General features: G+C 45.3%; 18 protein-coding genes and 2 pseudogenes. 2 read left to right on the plus strand and 18 right to left on the minus strand.

Annotated features, from left to right (window positions below; genetic code table 11):
• Positions 1 to 83: 83 nt before the first annotated feature.
• Positions 84 to 314, minus strand: coding sequence for a hypothetical protein (locus tag EZ428_RS18210; protein ID WP_131554635.1), 231 nt, complete (start codon positions 312 to 314; stop codon positions 84 to 86).
• Between the two features lie 196 nt (positions 315 to 510).
• On the opposite strand from EZ428_RS18210, the gene EZ428_RS18215 reads away from it, so the two are divergent.
• Complete coding sequence (locus EZ428_RS18215; protein WP_131554636.1) at positions 511 to 873, plus strand: nuclear transport factor 2 family protein; 363 nt, start codon at positions 511 to 513, stop codon at positions 871 to 873.
• 124 nt (positions 874 to 997) lie between these two features.
• Here the strand turns inward: EZ428_RS18215 and EZ428_RS18220 are convergent, their stop codons facing one another.
• The 16 genes and pseudogenes from EZ428_RS18220 to EZ428_RS18295 form a co-directional block, all read right to left on the minus strand.
• A complete protein-coding gene (locus tag EZ428_RS18220) occupies positions 998 to 1,174 on the minus strand; it encodes a histone H1 (RefSeq protein WP_131554637.1) in 177 nt (58 codons plus the stop codon).
• A gap of 59 nt (positions 1,175 to 1,233) precedes the next feature.
• Positions 1,234 to 2,229 carry a hypothetical protein gene (locus EZ428_RS18225; RefSeq protein ID WP_131554638.1) on the minus strand — a complete coding sequence of 332 codons (996 nt, stop codon included), beginning with the start codon at positions 2,227 to 2,229 and terminating at the stop codon, positions 1,234 to 1,236.
• A gap of 67 nt (positions 2,230 to 2,296) precedes the next feature.
• Positions 2,297 to 3,346 carry a conjugative transposon protein TraM gene (gene traM, locus EZ428_RS18230; RefSeq protein ID WP_131554639.1) on the minus strand — a complete coding sequence of 350 codons (1,050 nt, stop codon included), beginning with the start codon at positions 3,344 to 3,346 and terminating at the stop codon, positions 2,297 to 2,299.
• A gap of 36 nt (positions 3,347 to 3,382) precedes the next feature.
• A complete protein-coding gene (locus EZ428_RS18235) occupies positions 3,383 to 3,619 on the minus strand; it encodes a hypothetical protein (RefSeq protein WP_131554640.1) in 237 nt (78 codons plus the stop codon).
• Positions 3,620 to 3,622: 3 nt separating this feature from the next.
• Positions 3,623 to 4,234 (minus strand): conjugative transposon protein TraK, encoded by a 612-nt coding sequence (gene traK, locus EZ428_RS18240; protein ID WP_131554641.1) that lies wholly within the window; start codon positions 4,232 to 4,234, stop codon positions 3,623 to 3,625.
• Positions 4,235 to 4,297: 63 nt separating this feature from the next.
• Positions 4,298 to 5,497, minus strand: a complete 1,200-nt coding sequence (traJ, locus tag EZ428_RS18245; RefSeq protein WP_131554642.1) for a conjugative transposon protein TraJ — start codon at positions 5,495 to 5,497, stop codon at positions 4,298 to 4,300.
• An 11-nt stretch (positions 5,498 to 5,508) separates the two neighbouring features.
• Positions 5,509 to 6,141: a TerB family tellurite resistance protein gene (locus EZ428_RS18250; protein ID WP_131554643.1), complete on the minus strand. Its 633-nt coding sequence runs from the start codon at positions 6,139 to 6,141 to the stop codon at positions 5,509 to 5,511.
• On the minus strand, positions 6,128 to 6,832 hold the full coding sequence (locus tag EZ428_RS18255; protein WP_131554644.1) for a hypothetical protein: 705 nt from the start codon (positions 6,830 to 6,832) through the stop codon (positions 6,128 to 6,130). The genes EZ428_RS18250 and EZ428_RS18255 overlap by 14 nt, the downstream gene beginning before the upstream one ends.
• Positions 6,816 to 7,499, minus strand: coding sequence for a conjugal transfer protein TraI (locus EZ428_RS18260; RefSeq protein ID WP_131554645.1), 684 nt, complete (start codon positions 7,497 to 7,499; stop codon positions 6,816 to 6,818). Before EZ428_RS18260 ends, EZ428_RS18255 begins: the two co-directional genes overlap by 17 nt.
• A 29-nt stretch (positions 7,500 to 7,528) precedes the next feature.
• Positions 7,529 to 7,900 carry a hypothetical protein gene (locus tag EZ428_RS18265; RefSeq protein WP_131554646.1) on the minus strand — a complete coding sequence of 124 codons (372 nt, stop codon included), beginning with the start codon at positions 7,898 to 7,900 and terminating at the stop codon, positions 7,529 to 7,531.
• Between the two features lie 109 nt (positions 7,901 to 8,009).
• A complete protein-coding gene (locus tag EZ428_RS18270) occupies positions 8,010 to 10,478 on the minus strand; it encodes a TraG family conjugative transposon ATPase (protein ID WP_131554647.1) in 2,469 nt (822 codons plus the stop codon).
• A gap of 1 nt (position 10,479) precedes the next feature.
• Entirely contained in the window at positions 10,480 to 10,815 is a 336-nt protein-coding gene (locus tag EZ428_RS18275; RefSeq protein ID WP_131554648.1) for a DUF4133 domain-containing protein, read from the minus strand.
• 17 nt (positions 10,816 to 10,832) lie between these two features.
• Positions 10,833 to 10,946 (minus strand): annotated as a pseudogene (locus EZ428_RS18280) (DUF4134 family protein); the annotation flags it as partial.
• A gap of 65 nt (positions 10,947 to 11,011) precedes the next feature.
• The gene (gene ltrA / locus EZ428_RS18285; RefSeq protein WP_131554649.1) at positions 11,012 to 12,307 is read right to left on the minus strand and encodes a group II intron reverse transcriptase/maturase; all 1,296 of its coding nucleotides are present in this window, start codon (positions 12,305 to 12,307) and stop codon (positions 11,012 to 11,014) included.
• 532 nt (positions 12,308 to 12,839) lie between these two features.
• A pseudogene (locus EZ428_RS24240) lies at positions 12,840 to 13,082 on the minus strand (DUF4134 family protein); the annotation flags it as partial.
• A gap of 84 nt (positions 13,083 to 13,166) precedes the next feature.
• Positions 13,167 to 13,844: a hypothetical protein gene (locus tag EZ428_RS18295; protein ID WP_131554650.1), complete on the minus strand. Its 678-nt coding sequence runs from the start codon at positions 13,842 to 13,844 to the stop codon at positions 13,167 to 13,169.
• Between the two features lie 146 nt (positions 13,845 to 13,990).
• Between EZ428_RS18295 and EZ428_RS18300 the strand changes: the two genes are divergently transcribed.
• Positions 13,991 to 15,421 (plus strand): ComEC/Rec2 family competence protein, encoded by a 1,431-nt coding sequence (locus EZ428_RS18300; RefSeq protein WP_131554651.1) that lies wholly within the window; start codon positions 13,991 to 13,993, stop codon positions 15,419 to 15,421.
• Positions 15,422 to 15,937: 516 nt separating this feature from the next.
• Here the strand turns inward: EZ428_RS18300 and EZ428_RS18305 are convergent.
• On the minus strand, positions 15,938 to 16,966 hold the full coding sequence (locus EZ428_RS18305; protein ID WP_131554652.1) for a LacI family DNA-binding transcriptional regulator: 1,029 nt from the start codon (positions 16,964 to 16,966) through the stop codon (positions 15,938 to 15,940).
• Positions 16,967 to 17,212 lie beyond the last annotated feature (246 nt).

Raw genomic sequence — 17,212 nt, forward strand, 5'->3', positions numbered from 1 at the left:
CTAACCTTTACAAACATATCCATCTTGAAGCATATCGATGAACCCAACAATGTTGAAAATTAAGCAACCAATCAATAGCCTAATTAGCTCAACTTGAAATTACCCAACAAATCCTGAAGCTCAAACTGGCTGATGGATTTAGGATCGTTGAATTGACGTAACAGTATCGAATCGGGAATAGGAATGCTCCCATTTGAGGTACGCACCAAGATACCGTCCTCGGTTTTTCTGTTCATCAGGTACTCCCCCAAATCCGGGTCGAGTTCCTGCAACCGGATGAGGATTTCATAGATGATAAATACGGCAATTTGCATCCGGCAAAGATATGGTAACACTAAGCTAACAATAAATTATCATTACGTTAACTCCATCCAATCGAATACCAAAAGTTAACATTCTTTTAAACCCATAAATAATGCTACTTCACCATTAGCTAACCTAAAATTAAAACTCAAGAAACAGTCAATGGAAATATTTTAAATAACTTAGCCATAACAAATCAAAAATCACATGACAACACAAGAAGTAGCTTCCAAACTGGTACAGCTTTGCCGCGAAGGCAAAAATGACCAAGCCATAGACGAGCTCTATGCAGAGAACGTCACTAGCAAAGAACCCAAAGGTGCACAAATGGAATTGACCGAAGGCAAACAGGCCGTCAAGGACAAAACACTTCAATGGGAGAAAAGCATTGCAGAAATCCATAGCTCCACCATTTCAGACCCCATTGTTGCCGATCACCATTTTAGTATCGTGATGGATTTTGATGCAACCTACAAAGAACATGGACGCATCAAAATGAGCGAAATCTGTGTGTACGAAGTAAAAGACGGAAAGATTGTTGCTGATGAGTTCTTTTACAGGATGGGATAAAAAAGGCTAAACTACCTACCCAAGCCAAATATCCCAACCAGATCTCCCCTGCCATCAAAAAAAAAGCTTCCGACCAAAAGGCCGGAAGCTTTTAATTTCCCAAATTTGCAATAACAATGATTAATTATTTTGCGTTCTTTTTTTCAGTAACCTCAGCACGGATCACCTGCGCCAGGTTCTTCAAATCCTGCATCCCCTTGCGAACCCTAGTTCCAGCAGCAGCATTTCCATTCTCATAAAACTTGATCGCATCTGCCTCAACTGCAGCCACAAGCTCTTTTACTTTTCCGAAATTTTCCATTTTAAAAAATTAATAAGTTTAAACAATTTAATTTAAGCCCGCTAAGGTAAAAAAAACCATTAAATGCCCAAACCCTGCTCCTGTTCTTTTTTGACCGCCTTATCCTTCCCAACTGAAACCTCGGCAATCTTCTCCTCTTTCTGGTGCTCCTCACGCTTGATGGACTTACCCTCCAATGAATACAAATTCACCTGCTTAAATTCAGGAACCGCTTCCACCAAGATCGCCTCTTTCTTGCCACCCATGTCAACCGTCACCACCGCACGATCCCCATTCTTCAAGGCATTTTCCAACTCTGAACGCTTGTCAGCCGAACCCAACTCCCTAAATTCAAAGCGATCCAAGACCGCAGAAAGGTCAAAACCATAGTTCTCGGTAAAGGTCTTGCTCTTGAAACTACCCCCACGATCCTTTTCCGCATCAAAGTCCAACTTCACCCAAGCCGAATACTCCTTCAACTGGATATCCAGCATGTCAGGGCGAAACACCGAACGACCAGAAAGCAAGTTCAAGCCCTGCGAAAGCGTAAAGCCATTTCCCTTCTCCAAATAAAAGGTCTGACCAGGCGCCGGATTCTTCAAGGTCTTGTAGAAATCCTTCTCCACGTCAATGATCTTCCCATCAGCCATCGTCGCCAATTCCCTTGAAGATTTCAAGTCCACACCCGCATAAATCTGTGCAGCCCCACGAATATCCCTCGAGCCCTCTAAACGGGCATTGAATTCCTTAACCGCCAGCGAAGGCATATCAAACTCCCTCACGACCGCATCCTCACCCTGACGTTGCGAGCTCACGAAATACTTTTCACCAGGTGCCAGCGGCGGCTGTTTTTCTAACACCACATCAAACTTATTGAAATAATAAAACTCCGAAGAGCGAGACTGGTTAAAATGAAGCGCCATTTCAGCCCTTCCCTTTTCCGTCTCTAGCTCATCATACAGGATAAACCTCGATTCATTCGCCGCCATCCTAGCCTCCATTTGTCCAATCAGGTTCTCACCGAAACCCAATTTCACCATTTCCTCTTTCAAGTTCTCTAGATTCTTTGCATCCATCACATCAAATTTATGGGACTAGCTGTCCCGTTAACATTAAACATTTCAAACATTCACCATAGCCCAATCAAGGCCTGTTATTCCTCAGCAGCACTTTCTCCCCAGCATGCAGCTTCACCCGAACCACCTTTACCTTCCTAGAAAAAAGACTTTTCGCAGCATCAATTCCGGCTCCTGCCACCTGACCAGCAATCCCCTCCATGCCATAAACCGAAATCCCACCAACGGCATCAACCGCACCACCTGAGGCCACTTCACCAAATACCGCATCAGGCGCAGCCAATCCCGGCATCCCATCCAAACCGTACATGGTCAATTCCACGGGAACAATCGCATTGCCCAAGCGGATATGCTTGATGTCCAGTAAAAGTCGCTGGTTCACCAATCTACAAAGCCCAAACACCTCATGCCCCTTAGGCACCACCACGTTCTTCAACACCACCGAATCCAGCAAACGAAGCCTAATCGTCGAACCCTGCACTACTTTCCCAGCATCTGCAATTTCCGCAGGCACCGCCAAAAACTCCCTATCAGCCAAGTCCCCATAGATCTTGCCCACCACCTTCTGCTGCGCACGAGCTGGGTTCTGGATATCCAACAGTTTCTCCAGCATCGAGTTCATCTGTTCCATCTCCGGATCAGCACCCTTGTCAGCCTTCATCGATTTCATCAGCATTTCCAGCCGGTCGACATCAGAGTTCATCCCAGCATCATCCTTCTTTGGAGCTGAGCTGGAAGCGTAGCTTTTTCCTCCACCAGCCTCAACAGGCGGTGAATTGATCTCCCTGTTGAGTTGAGCCAATTTCGCATTGATCTCCGCCGTCCTTTCATCCTCCACTGAAGCCTTAAAACCCATACGATCAGCCATTGAACCCGCCCCAGCCGAACCAGCAGTATCCTTTGCACCCTTTTCATAAAAGCCCATCTTGTCAGCAGGATCCTCCGACTTAAAGTCCGCATCCGGCAAGGCCGTATTGATGCCCCTCGATGCAATTACATCCGAGCCTGCTCCAGCACTTCCACCACCAGCTGCATAAAAAGCCAATGCCAAAAAAGGCATCACAAGCAGCGGTAACACCAAGAGGATTTTCCTCTTGTCCCTCATTTTTGTTTCCATAAAAAATTGATTAAATAAATAATTAATTAAACCTCCCTACCTAAAGGCAGATAACACCAGCCACAGACAGTACATGCCAAAGCCAAACCCTAAAACCCCTAACAGTAATTTTGTCCCAACCGGACCAAGTCTTAAGGCCTGGGCATTGAGCCACACTGCCCATCGTGCCTGTATCGCTAAAATACCTTTAGCCAGTTTTTGGGCTTGAGTATAAAGCTGAGCCTCACCCAAATCCTCATCATACACTTTTTTTGCTCTTCTAAAAAAACCCATATCTTAAGGCTTAAGCACATCCTCATTCAAGACCGTCTCCCAACGCTGGATCAAAAACCCGTGCGGGTTATTGTCCGAACGCGAAACATTGCGCAAAAAGCCCTGGGTCACCAGCTTCCTCGACACCGTAGAGGTAGAGCGAACCAAGGCCTGCGTAGCAAAACACTTGAACCTATAGGGATATTCATCCAGGGAAACCTGGACTGAATCCACCACAATCTCCTGGGAAATATTAGCCGAGATCAGGTTGGTATAATAACCCTGCTCCTTTAGGTTATCATAAGATTTCTTCGCCGACTCGTCCGCCAGGTTCAAGGCCGCACCAATGTTCCTCGCAATCACCTTCTCATCGGGATCAAGCGTAAAAAAATAAAAATGGAACATTTTCACATGATCGCGGATCTCCACCGTCACATTATCCTTCCGTTCCGCCGAAAAAGCCTCCAGCGCCTTACCATTGGCCAGGATATAAACCTTTCCCGAAATCTCTCGAACCATTGAAAAGCTCTTCCAGATCGCAAAGCCCGATACCAGCACGCAAGCCAGGATCAGAAAAACAGAGAATCGCTTGATATGCGAAAAGGCAGTATCGATATTTCTAAATTGTGTAAACATAACATTCATCTTAAATCCAACAACACGTTAATTATTAAGCGTTAATCCCAAATAAAACCCAACCTACTTCCCACTTAGCTTATCCCGTTGATGCGCATTGCCACCATCCGGGAAATAATCGCCCTGGGCAGCACCCGAATAACCCTGCGACATCAGGCGAGCATTGTTCCCCAAGGCATCAGCCGCCATCCCCAGACCCACACCACCAGCCGAAGTCGCCATCCTAGAGGAACTAGACACGATCATGTTCGTTTTCTGCAAGATCGTATTGCCACCACCCGCATGCACAATGTAATTGGCTACCGTAGGCACGCAGAAATAAGACACGATACCGATCACCATGAAGATCAAATAAGCCACATCCGTCGAAGAAAAAAACGTTTCCCCCTCCGAACCAATCTGCGAGATATCCAGCTTGAGCATATTCTCCTGGATCTTTCCCAAGATACTACCCAGGATATTGGCAATCGGCAACCACATGAAGATGTTCACGTACCTTGCAAAATAAACCGTCAAGCTCTGCTGAAACCCATCAAAGACCGAAAACCCCAAGACCAACGGCCCCATGATCGTTAGCACAATTAAAATAAAAGTCCTGACCACATTGATACACAAAGCCGCTGCCGCATACAAAACCTCCAACACCTCCGCCATCCATTGCTTGATCGAGTTCCTGAAATTATAGCCCTGCTTTTCCATGAAAAAGCTCATGTCATTGGAAAGCCCTTCCAGCATATTCTCTCCAGAACCATCCGGATCATCAGGGTGCGTATACTTGTACCAGCGTTCCCTGTCCCCATTGCCATCCTCACCCACATACATCTGCCATTTCTTGGTCTTCTTCAATGCAGCCTCCTTCTGCGCCAACAAAATGGCAATCGACCTATTGGAATCCTTCACCATCTCTCCCGTAGCCGATATCGTCGGCTGCAATACCCCATTCACCAAGGCCATCACCATCGGAAACATCACAATCGCCATTCCCAAGGCAAAGGGACGCAGCAAGGGATAAAAGTCAATCGCCTCAGCCGAGGCGATCTGCCTCCACACCCTAACCGCGATATACCACAGCGCCCCAAACCCCGCAAGCCCCCTAGACACATTGATCAGCTTGGCACACAGCGGCACCATCTCCCGATAAACCTTGTCCAAGACCGGCTGCATCCCCGTCAGCGAATCCGAAATCCCCTGCGCAAATGATGGACTGGGCAAAAGCGTGGCTAAAAGCAAGGCCCAAAACCCTACTAAACAATACCTTTTCATAAATTCAATGATTAATTATAATACGACCTTAACTGCTCGATCTCCCGTTTCCCCTTTTTCTTCTGCTGATACAGCACCACCGCTTCCCTGTTGAAACCCCTTAAAAACTCCAGCTTATCCGACACCTCCAAAAAGATCCGATCAATGGCTTGCAGCCGCTCCTCATCACTCATTCGCAGCTTGGAAGAAGTAATCACCATCGTCAGGTCCTCCAGGTTCTGCAAGGAAGCATCAAACAAAGAACCATAGACCGAAGCCATATAGTCCAGCTCTGAAGGATTAAACACATCTGCTCCCCGAAAAGCCCGCAGTGCCGACTTGTACTCCGACACGATAGACTTCTGGGCAGCAATGATATCCGCCACACGTCTATATTTCTTCACCTCAGGGGACACCATCATCAGCCCATCCAGGAAAACCTCGTGTAAACTAAAATTCCCCGAAGCAATAGCCGCCACCTTCTTATAGCCCTGCGAAACCACCGTATACCCTTTTTTCATGTCCGACAGTATGTTCTTTAACTGGGATAGCTTCTCCACGTTCAACAGCAACTGTTTGGCCTCATTAGACTGGGCGCTAGCCACACCCAGCCCGCAAAGGCTCATCACCCCAACCAACAAAACACCTGCACTAATTCTTTTCATAAAACCTCCTTATCGATTTAATATCAACATTTTCTGTCCTTTGCAAATTCATCAACAACCCAGACTCCGAACAGAACCACCTTGCAAAACTTGCTTTCTCGTTCATCGACAAATGAATCTTTTTAAGCCTGCTTAACCGCTCCGCATCGTTCATTTCCAGATCACCCGAAAGCACGATATCCATCAGTTCATCCAAGTCTGCTTTACACTCCACCATCACATTTTCCTGCACCTGCCTGAAATACGCCCTATTTTGACCTGGGCTTAAGGCGGAGCTTTTCAGCAAAGCCCTAAAAGAAGAGTTAATGTTTAACTGAAACTGGATGATCTCTGCCAACCTGAAATCCTTTTTGACCAAACTGCTAACCTTGGACAGTGCCGAGGTAAAAGCCTCGTGCAATTTGAATTCACCCGAAGTGAAATCATTGATGGTTTCTAGGCCACCACTCACTATCTTATAGCCCTTCCAGGCCTGGTCGGCATAAAGCTTCAAGTAAGCAATCTGCTTCAATAGATATTTCTCCTGCGTTTTTTTCTGCCTAAAAATTTCATCATAGCTCTGCGCCTTAACCGAACCTGAGCCCAAACCCAAACCGCAAATAACCATGGCCATCATCACCAGCAACTTGAAATGAGCGCTAAGACAAAAGCCAAAAGGACAGCGCAAATAAAACTTAATGCTCGATCCCATACAGCTCCTTCAGTTTAGCCACCTCATCCAGGGACTTGGCGCGTTGAATACTCAGTAAACTATTCTCCCTATTAAATCGCTTCAAATCCTGCCAGTTGGCCTCCATTGCATCGGCAGCAGCAACAATCAACTCCAACCTCGCCCCATCAGACATCTGCGTCTTAAAGGAAGAAACGACATTCAGTACCTGGTCAACGTTCTTCACGGACACCTCCAAGATCCCCGAATACACCTTTTCAATTGCAGTCAATTCCTCCACCGAAAAATGCCCGGACTTGTTAAATAAATTCCACGCCCATTTGTACTCATCAACTATCCGAACCTGCACTTCGGTCAAATCACGCAATCTTTTATAATAAACAATAGCTGATTTCACCTTCCACAACTCCTCATAGTACTGCCCATATAGTTCTTTTTGCTTCTTGCTCCAATCCGCAATCTCCCCAAGCTTCAACTTTGACAACTGGTTCTCCAACACCTTCTGTGCATTCTGCAGCCAGATCGTCTCGTTCTGCAAACGCTGCACCTTCAAGTCCATCGCCTTGATCACTTTTTTCACCCCTGCCTTGATCACCTCCAAAAACGCCACCTGCGCATTCGCCCCAGTAGGCAATGACACAAAAATGGTCATCGCAGAGATCGGCATTATCACCATAAATTTCTTCATCACATTCATATCTAAATTTTTAAATCCCTTTACTTCATCTTTTGATAGACCCTTCGCCCCACTTTCAAAATCCCAATTTTCGGAAAGAAAGAAATCGTTTTTCCCTTTTTCAGTTCAGTCAATGTTTTTGTGGCTGTGCTGTAGGCGCAGCTCCAAACCTCCCTCTCCAACTCCCGATTTCCAACCTTTCCATCGTTGATCAGGTTATAACCCGTGCTCCTCCATACCTGATAGTTGTTGCCCTCCACTAGCTCTATTTTCAAGGTATCGCTTGCGATACTGAATTCGCCACCTGCCGAATTCACATAGGTCCCAGGCATAAAATCCCGAACCTGATCTCGTGTGCAATTGGCTAAAGCAAAACATAAGGATAGCCCTAGCAATAATTTGATTGCTTTCATCTTATTTGTTTTTAAATGAAATTTTTATTGATTTTTATTTGGGGCTTTGCTAAAAGCTCGGCTTCCCTTGCCAAGCCCAAACCTTAGCTAACTAATCCTTAATTCTGTTTCAAGAAGGGCTTGGCCTGGCCTTTGCTTCCCCTAGAAGCTCATTGGCAAGTACCTGTATCCCCTTCTGCATCGAACCATACTTCCTAGCATACTCATTCACCCGAACTTTTTCCCTCTCTTCAGTCGTATAAGCGAGGTATTCCTCCAGCGACACCTCCGTCCGATAAACTTTTGACAATTGACCACCAATGGAAATAAAAACCTCCTTGTATTTCCTTTTGGGATCATTCGCCTTGTTCATCGACAGCACCTGTGCCTTCTCTTTATCCGTCAAACCCAATAGTTCCTGAATCGCATCAAACTTGTTCTGGTACTTGCTCTGGTCCAAAAGGATCTTACAATCCGAGTTATTGATGATCGCCTGCTTGACAATGGGCGAGGAAATGATATCCTCCACCTCCTGGGTCACCACGATTGCCTCCCCAAAATGCTTACGCACCGTCTTAAACAGATATTTGATGTATTCCGCCATCCCTTCCTTAGCAATCGCCTTCCAGGCCTCTTCCAACAAAATCACCTTACGAATCCCTTTCAGTTTCCTCATCTTAGAAATGAACACCTCCATGATAATCAGGGTAATGACCGGAAACAAGATCGGATGATCCTTTACCTGGTCCAATTCAAAGACAATGAAACGCTCTGAAAGCAAATCCAAATTCGTTCTCGCATTCAAAAGGTAATCAAATTCCCCACCACGGTAATAGGGCGAAAGCACATAAAGGAAACTACTCATGTCAAAATCCCTTTCAGACACCTTACTTCGTTTCAGCTCTTCCACATAGCTACTTTGCAGAAACTCATAAAAGGAATTGAAACACGGAAAGATATCCGCACGACCTTCCAGAAAGTCGAAATAAAGCGTCAAAGCATTGCTCAAAGCCACGTACTCCGATCGCCTAAAGCTTTCATCGTCTTTCTTCCATAAGGCCAAGAGCAGCGTCTTAATGCTCTCCTTTTTCTCGGTATCCATCACATCACCCTCAGACAAAAAGAAGGGATTAAAGGCAATCGGAGATTCCTCGGAATAGGTAAAGTAATAACCACCCACCAAGTCACACAGACCACGATAACTATGTCCAACATCCACCAGCACCACGTGCGCCCCCTGTTCGTAATAAGAACGCACCATGTGATTGGTAAAAAAGGACTTTCCAGAACCCGAAGGACCCAAGATGAACTTGTTTCGGTTAGTAGCCACCCCCAAGGCAATCGGCTCATCCGAAATATCCACATGCACCGGGCGACCGGAAAGCCTATCCCCCAAACGAATCCCAAAAGGCGAAACAGAAGATCTATAATTGCTCTCCAGGTTAAAAAAGCAGCAAGATTGTTCCAAGAACGTATCAAAGGTGTCGTTCATTGGAAAGTCCGCCTCATTGCCAGGCAAACCTGCAAACCAGACCTGTGCCTGCCCATCGGTTTCCTGTTTCGCTACCGCATCCATTTGCGCCATGGCAGAGGAAACCAAATTCCGAACCTCCTTCATTTCCCCCAAATCCGAACTCCAGCACAACACGTTGAAATGCGACTTTACGGGCAAACGACCAGCAGCAATCGCCTCATTCAAAAAATCGTTCACCGCATCACGACTAATCGCATTTTCCCTAGAATAGCCCGATAGAGACTGGAGGCGAAGCTTCTTCGCCTCCAGCTTTTTTAGCGTCACCGAAGAATCACCTAAAAACACATATTGGTTATAAATATGATTGCAATTCAACAATTGCCCCATTGGCGAGGCAAAGCCCACCGAAAACTTGGTCCGATCCGTGGAATACTTATCATAATTGATCCTGCTTCCCACCATCGAAGGCAAATCCTCCACATCTGAAAGCGTAAACAGCTGGCAATGCTGGTCACCCACCCTGATCTCATCGCGCAGATGGATATCTCTGATCACTGAAGCCTGCCCCTCAGCCAGCAAAAAACAGTATCGCTCCATTACCCCAGGCACATTAGCCGTCCCCGCCAGCTCATCATCCGAAAGCCGTTCCAAAGCAACAAAACCACTGTCACTCATCACCCGAACAAACTGCCCCACATGATCCAAGAACTCCTGGACAGCAGCCGCACTTACGGTCTGCGCGGGAACAAGGTTCCTGCGCAGTATGTTCGAATAGGCGGACGAAGAAAGCTTGCGACCCGCGGGCTTTTTCGTCAGGTAAACATAGCAGTCATGATCCATACACGCCCTTTCATTAAAGAAACGCTCGGAAGACCTGGCCAAAAAGCTATCCCCTGTTGATCCATAATCCGCAGCAAAGGAACCCTTGACAAACCAATCCTGTTTATGAAACACACAATGCTGGGGCAACAATTTAATGGCCTTCACCCAAGCTTGGTGATAAGCCTCATATTCCCTATCCGAGAGCGTAAAGATCTCTGGCAACATCACCCTAAATCCAACTGTAATATCCCCCTGCCTAGACAATATACAACCATGCTCCACCTTATAAATCGGCAATATCATTTTAGAATCGACCACGAGCACCTCCCTTCAAACCCGTAAACACCCGACGAGAACTGAACCTAATAAACGAAGGCACACCACGTTTAGCCAAATACTTAGCCAGGCCATGCACGCCAAACCGCCTGGACAGCCTGAACACCGAGGCAAACAAGCCAGAACCTAACATCAACACGGTCGGCAACAATACCAACAAGGGCATTCTCAAGATATACATGACCGCAAACAGCACCAAGAGAAAAACCAATCCACCAGCCAACACCCCAATGTAAACACCCTTCAGCCCCTTGAACTCCATCGGTCTACTCACTCCTTTATTAACCTGATATACACTAGCCATCACCAATCCCCCTAAACTTAAATCCCAAAAAATGACTTCAACACCGTCGCCACCACCACCAAAAAGATGCACGATCCAAACCAGGCCGCAGCTACCTTATTGGTATCCGGCTCACCCGCATTCCACTTGTTGATCGAGTAGGCCGTGGGAATCGCACCCATCAGCCTCTCACAGAACCGTACGTGAAAGTCTCCTCTCATACGGCTCTTCTTATTCGGTCAACTGCAATCTTATTGCGATTTCGCAAGCTTGCAGTAGGTTTAACTCCCCAAGACCAGTGCGCAAACAAATCAGGTTTCGTCAAAGCGATGTCGCCCAATCTGTGTATTGCCCTTACCTTGTGTTTTCTAAACCCTTTAAACTTGTACCGAACCCAGCGTGCCAATTTCATGTTTACCCTTGCTAGGACATTCTTCAATACCTTGATATTGAATTTGCCATAGTAGTTAATCCATCCCTGAATGATGGGATTGATTTGCTTTGCGATATCTTCGAGGGTCATTTGTACCCATACTCCAGAGTTCCACTTTCTGATGGTCTCCCATATCTTCGTCCTTGCTTTCTTACTGATTGCAGGTGAAAAGTTCAGGAAAACTTCCCCGTGAAGGTCTATTGCCCTTCTCGGTTTGAAAGTGTACCCTAAGAAGTCAAACTGGATAATATTGTGTTCCAGTTCACGATGATTCTTCTTGCAGTAAACAATCTTTGTCTTAGCCTCGCTAAGTTCCAGCTTGCAGTCCGCCAACCTTTTCTTGATGATGCTCTTTAGAAATGCTGCTTGTTTATGACTTGCACAATGGCAGATGATATCGTCTGCATACCGTTCAAATGGCACCCTCGGCTGTTCCTTTGCAATCCATTTATCGAATACATAGTGGAGAAAGAGATTAGAGAGTATCGGACCGATTACCGAACCCTGCGGTACTCCTTTACTTCTTTCCACCAAAGTACCATCCTGTAACTGGTAAGGTACTGTTAACCATCTTTTAATGTACATCATCGACCACGGACACTTGATGTGTTTCTCCATAGCCTTAATCAGCAATTCATGGTCTATGTTATCAAAGAAGCCTTTTATGTCTAGGTCTACGACCCAGTGAAGGACACTTACGCGGTCTCTGGCTTTCGCCACCGCATCAAGTGCTGATTTCTTCTCCTGATAAGCATAGGAGTTCTCATGAAAATGTGGTGCAATCATTGGATCGATTGTCATCACGACAACCATCTGCGCCACACGGTCGGCAACTGTTGGAATGCCAAGAGGTCGTTTTCCACCGTCGGACTTTGGTATTTCTACCAACTTCACGGGCGGGGGAACATAGCTACCCGAACTCATACGGTTCCAGATTTTGTAGAGATTGTCCCCGAGCTTTTGCTCGAAGTCCAAAATCGTTACATCATCAATTCCCGCTGAACCTTGGTTCGCTTTCACTCTTTTGTAAGCTTCCATAACAAGCTGTTTTCCAATTTTAAATGACTTTGCGTCTTTCATTTTAAATCCTCCTAATGTTAATTAGTTGTTCAAATTAATTCGCTGAATAAGCCAGTCCCTTCGCTCCACTTCCATTACAGAAGCTTCAACACTACTACAGACTGGTCTGTCCCTGTGCAGGGCATCGGTACTCTCATTCTAACAGGTTCTCTGCTTGAATTTCTCCCTTAGCATCCCTACGACAGGTTCCCAAGTTCCTTGTAAACGCCTCTATGCAGCTCGTGCCATCTCTATACCGGATGCCGTCAGAGCAGTAATCAGGTTTCCCTCTGACTTATCCCGAGCCAAGTATTGGAGCTCGGTTTCGACATCTTCTTCCATATTTCGGTACCTCATCAATGGTTCACTTGCGTTCACCTTCTGCATAGTCACCTGCCGGAATCTAGTCCGACTTTTCACGTATCGCTCACGACCAAGGCTCTTAACCAAAGCCGCATACGCTGGTTTGAAACCTCCTCCTGCAAGGCGATTTCGAGGGGCCCACCCTCATCATTTACAAAGCACCTAATTGTTGTTATTCACGCAACAATTAGTTCATGGCACACAAAACCTTGACCGCACCAATGATTCCCACCACCGCACCAATCGCATACATCAGGTCACAACCCGTATCAAAATAACCCTTCACCTTATTGGTCGCCTCCTGTATCCCCGCATTTCCGTCTTGAGCCCAAGCCGTCATCCCAAGACCCAACAAAAACACCGTTGAAACACACTTGAACCCAACAAATGATAAAATCCTACAATAATCTCTCTTGTTTTGGGGCTTAGCCATTAGGCTTTGCCTTCCTATCTTCATCAACTTCATATTTAATACGTTATAAAACTTATATTCAAATACTTAAAACAATTACTTCAACTAATACCACAGGTTTTCGATTTCATCAGCCGTCAAATGAAATGGAGCCCGTCCCACAATGAAACCAGTCAGTGCAGCAACCGAAGGATGACCGCCAAGTGGACCATATTCCTCCTTCACCTTTTCCAGCAGTCGAAAGAAATCTCGCTTATCCCCCGCCCCTTTCTCCAGTTTCAGGAAGATCAATTTCAGCTCCTGCACCACATCGGCCACCAGCCCAACCTGGTCATACCTCCCATCACTACCTGATGCCGCAAAGCTCACCTGAGCTGAACTCTTCACCTCCACCCCATCAGGCAATTTGGAAGTCCCCATCAATGCAGCATCCACTTCACGTTCAATCTCATCATCTCGACTGCCAACCTTATCAGAGACACCTACCTTACTCAAACCTCCATTAGCAATCGCATCCCCAACCCTAACCCCATCATCAACCTCCCCATACAAAAAAGCCAGCACCTCAGACCGGTAGAACACCAGTCCCACAAAGACATACCAAACCAGATTGAGCACGATCGAAGCGATCAGAAAAGCCCCCCAAGAAAATTGCTGTAACATAAAACCTAAATCAAACCCAAAGACCCCATTGCCCTCAGAACGAAAGCAAAATTGTAAAGAACCAAAACCGAAGCGTGACAATCCCCTACGGTCAGCCCCTATGCTTACACCATATTCCAATGCCTATCCTTCATAAAAGGCGGCTTGACCACCTTGGACAATCCAATACGCACTATAGCTTATCGCTTCACCCTCAAATTGTTACAGTAATTTTATTTAATATTTAAGAAAGAAATACTTAGCTTCATCAATCTAAATTAACGATCATGAGCAAAATGTATATCGGCTATCCACAGGCCAGCCTAGCTAAAGAGCCAGGTAGTGAAACAATCACGAAACAAGCGCTTTGGGGCGATTGGTGCGAGGTACTTGAAGAAAACTTACCTTATGTCAAAATCCGGTGCAGAGGCGCCGAAGGCTGGGTGAAAAAGACAGCAATCCAAAGCGAACAGATCCTCGAGATCAATTTCGTCGACGTTGGCCAGGGAGACGGTTGTTTTATTGTCACTCCAGATGACAAGTTCATCCTCATCGACGCAGGTGAAGGCGACAACATGTACCATTTCCTGAACTGGCGATTCAATCTCCGCTACAACACTAAAACCATCCCTATTGAGCACCTCATCATTTCCCATTCTGATACCGATCATTATAAAGGCTTTGGGAGGATTGTAAATTCCAGCCGTTTTGAAATTCAGCACATCCACCACAACGGGATCATCGAACGGAAAGCCAGCTCTATATTCGGTCCGGTCCAAGACAACTACCTGATGGATATCCGAACGAACAGGGAACAGATCTACGAACTGCTCAAAATATCCTCCAACAGAGGCGATAAATTTTTTCCAAACCTGCTTTTCGATGCCATGGAGAAATCTGCCTCCATGAAAATGTCCATGCTGGAAAAAGGCAGCACCATTCTTGGCTATGGTCCTACTGACAAGGTGCACTTCAATATCCTTGGTCCTGTGACAGAACAAAGTCAAGGCAAAAAGGTGCTCAGGGTATTGGGTAGCCCTGGCGAAACGAAAAACGGACACTCGGTCATCGTACAATTGAAGATCGGCAACGCAAAAATCCTTCTAGGAGGTGACCTCAATGACGCCTCGGAGGAATACCTGACCGAACATTACACTGGCTATTCGGCCCACGGGCTGAACGAGATCGAGCGAGAGGACATGATCAAGAAGGGAAGAGCGGTATTTGAATCCGATGTCCTAAAATCCTGCCATCACGGTAGCCACAAGTTCATGGACGACTTCCTTTCATTTTTCAATCCCATTGCCACCATCATCTCCAGTGGAGACAATGAGACCCATACCCATCCACGCCCTGACACACTAGGGGCTATTGGCAAACATAGCCGAGGGAAAAGGCCACTGATATTCTCCACTGAACTTGCCAGATCGGCAAAGGAAAAACTGAACATTACCGATAAGGACTATGCCCAACTCTACCTGTTGAATGAAAGCAAGAAAGCTGCCTCCCCAGATGAGCTCATCGCCATCAACGAGAAGATCAATAACCTCCGCTACAAAATCGAACGCACGATCGCCGTCTACGGCATGATTACGGTTCGCACGGACGGGAAAAAGATACTCATTGCCCAAAAAAAGGAAGCGAAAGACGCCGGCTTCATTTATTATGAGCTTTTGCTAGATACAGAAGGTAAATTCTATTTTAAACAGCCCAAATAACAAACCCATCCAGAACCATAATTGGATCGACTTAAAGCTCTTCAAAATGAAAAAACTCCTGATCTAACATGCAACGACAATTCGCTTAGCCCCGAAGGTTAAGTAGGTAAAGCCATCAGTACATTTTGCAAATAAACTTCTTTATTCCCTTTATAACATCCCCATTCTCTTGTTCTTTATTCGCGATTCGCGAACAAAGAACATTTATTATTTACTAATGAAAACGATGATTTACTGCAAGAAAACATTTATTCACCGCGAATATGCTGTGAATAATAACGCTAATCACCGCAATAAACACGACAACAGCTTAGCACATCACCAAACGCTACACTAATGAAGGAGAAAAAAAGCCGTTAAAACCAGATATGCTTTAGGTTCACGCCAGGCTAATCCTCTTTTATGATCCAGCAGTTAGCTTGGGGAAGTGGACACAAAAGGAGAAATTTAAATTGACTGGCACCTTCCTCAAAAAGGTGAAAGTTTAGTGACTCAAAAAGTAAGATAGACAATAATTTATTTCTTGAGTGATGATCCTCTAATTATTAAATCTGCTTCCAAGACAATCGTCTTATTTATTGTGACATTATTTTTGGCATTTGCCAACATGTCGATGGCTGTCTTGCCAATCGTTTCTCCCATTTCAAAACCAGGATAATTTACCGTGGTGATTGCTGGCTCTGTCACACTTGAAATAAGGTCGTTGTTAAAACCCACAATTGCAATGTCCTTTGGAACACGAATACCTTGTTGTTTTAAAATAACAAGTGCATATGCTGCAATCGAATCATTTGTGATGAACAGGGCATCAGGTCTTTGCTCCCTTTTCAGTATATCATTCAATAGAACATTTTTAATCGCTATCTCCGTTAGCTGATCGTCAATCAACATATGCTGTGCAAATTCGAGACCATAAGCTTTAAGAGCCTCCTTGAAGCCCTCAAGCCGCTCTTTATAGACGCTGTGCTTAAGATCACCAGTAATGTGCACGATATTTCTGCATCCCTGTAACAATAAATGTTCAGTGGCGATATACCCCGCCTTATGGTTGTCAATGACAACTTTGGTCGATGGGATAAATTGGGAAGTCCTGTCAAAGAGAATAATTGGTACTTTTTTATTTAAGAATTCATCTAGGTATGTAAAATCTTCCATTTTAGTGGAAAGTGAAACGATCAGCGCATCGACCCTGTTGTCGAACATTGTCTTTATATTATTCTTTTCCTTTGTTTCATCTTCGAAGGATTGGCAGATAATCAAGTTATAATTTGACTTATTTACCACTTTCTCAATTCCAGAAAGTACCGAGGAAATAAAAAGGCTGTTAAGTTTTGGGACTATGACACCGATGGTAAAGGTTTGACCTAACCTTAAATTACTTGCAAATTTATTTCGTTGATAGCCCACCTCCCTGGCTAGGTTTTCAACCGTTTGCCTAGTTTTCTTGTTGATCGATTCGTGACCACTCAAGCTTCTACTAACCGTGGTTACGGAAATACCAAGCTTCGCTGCCAGATCATAAATAGTTATGTCTTTCTTTTTCATATTTCCAATTCATCCAAGATCTAGAGTTGCCTATGCAAATGGCATGACTGTTTCTCGCGTTTCATATCATGCTTGTAATACAGTAATTTTAGAATAACATCATTTTGTCCTAAACACTTATTAAGCTACTGCCTGTAATCAGTTTAGGCAGAGAACTAATTACTGGACCAAAGCCTGGTTGGCAAAACATTTCAAGAAGGCCCACTTAGGTTTCCCGAGAATATAGCGTACCCATTCTTTATTTCA

The organism is Pedobacter frigiditerrae (assembly GCF_004331645.1).
Lineage (GTDB): Bacteria > Bacteroidota > Bacteroidia > Sphingobacteriales > Sphingobacteriaceae > Pedobacter > Pedobacter frigiditerrae.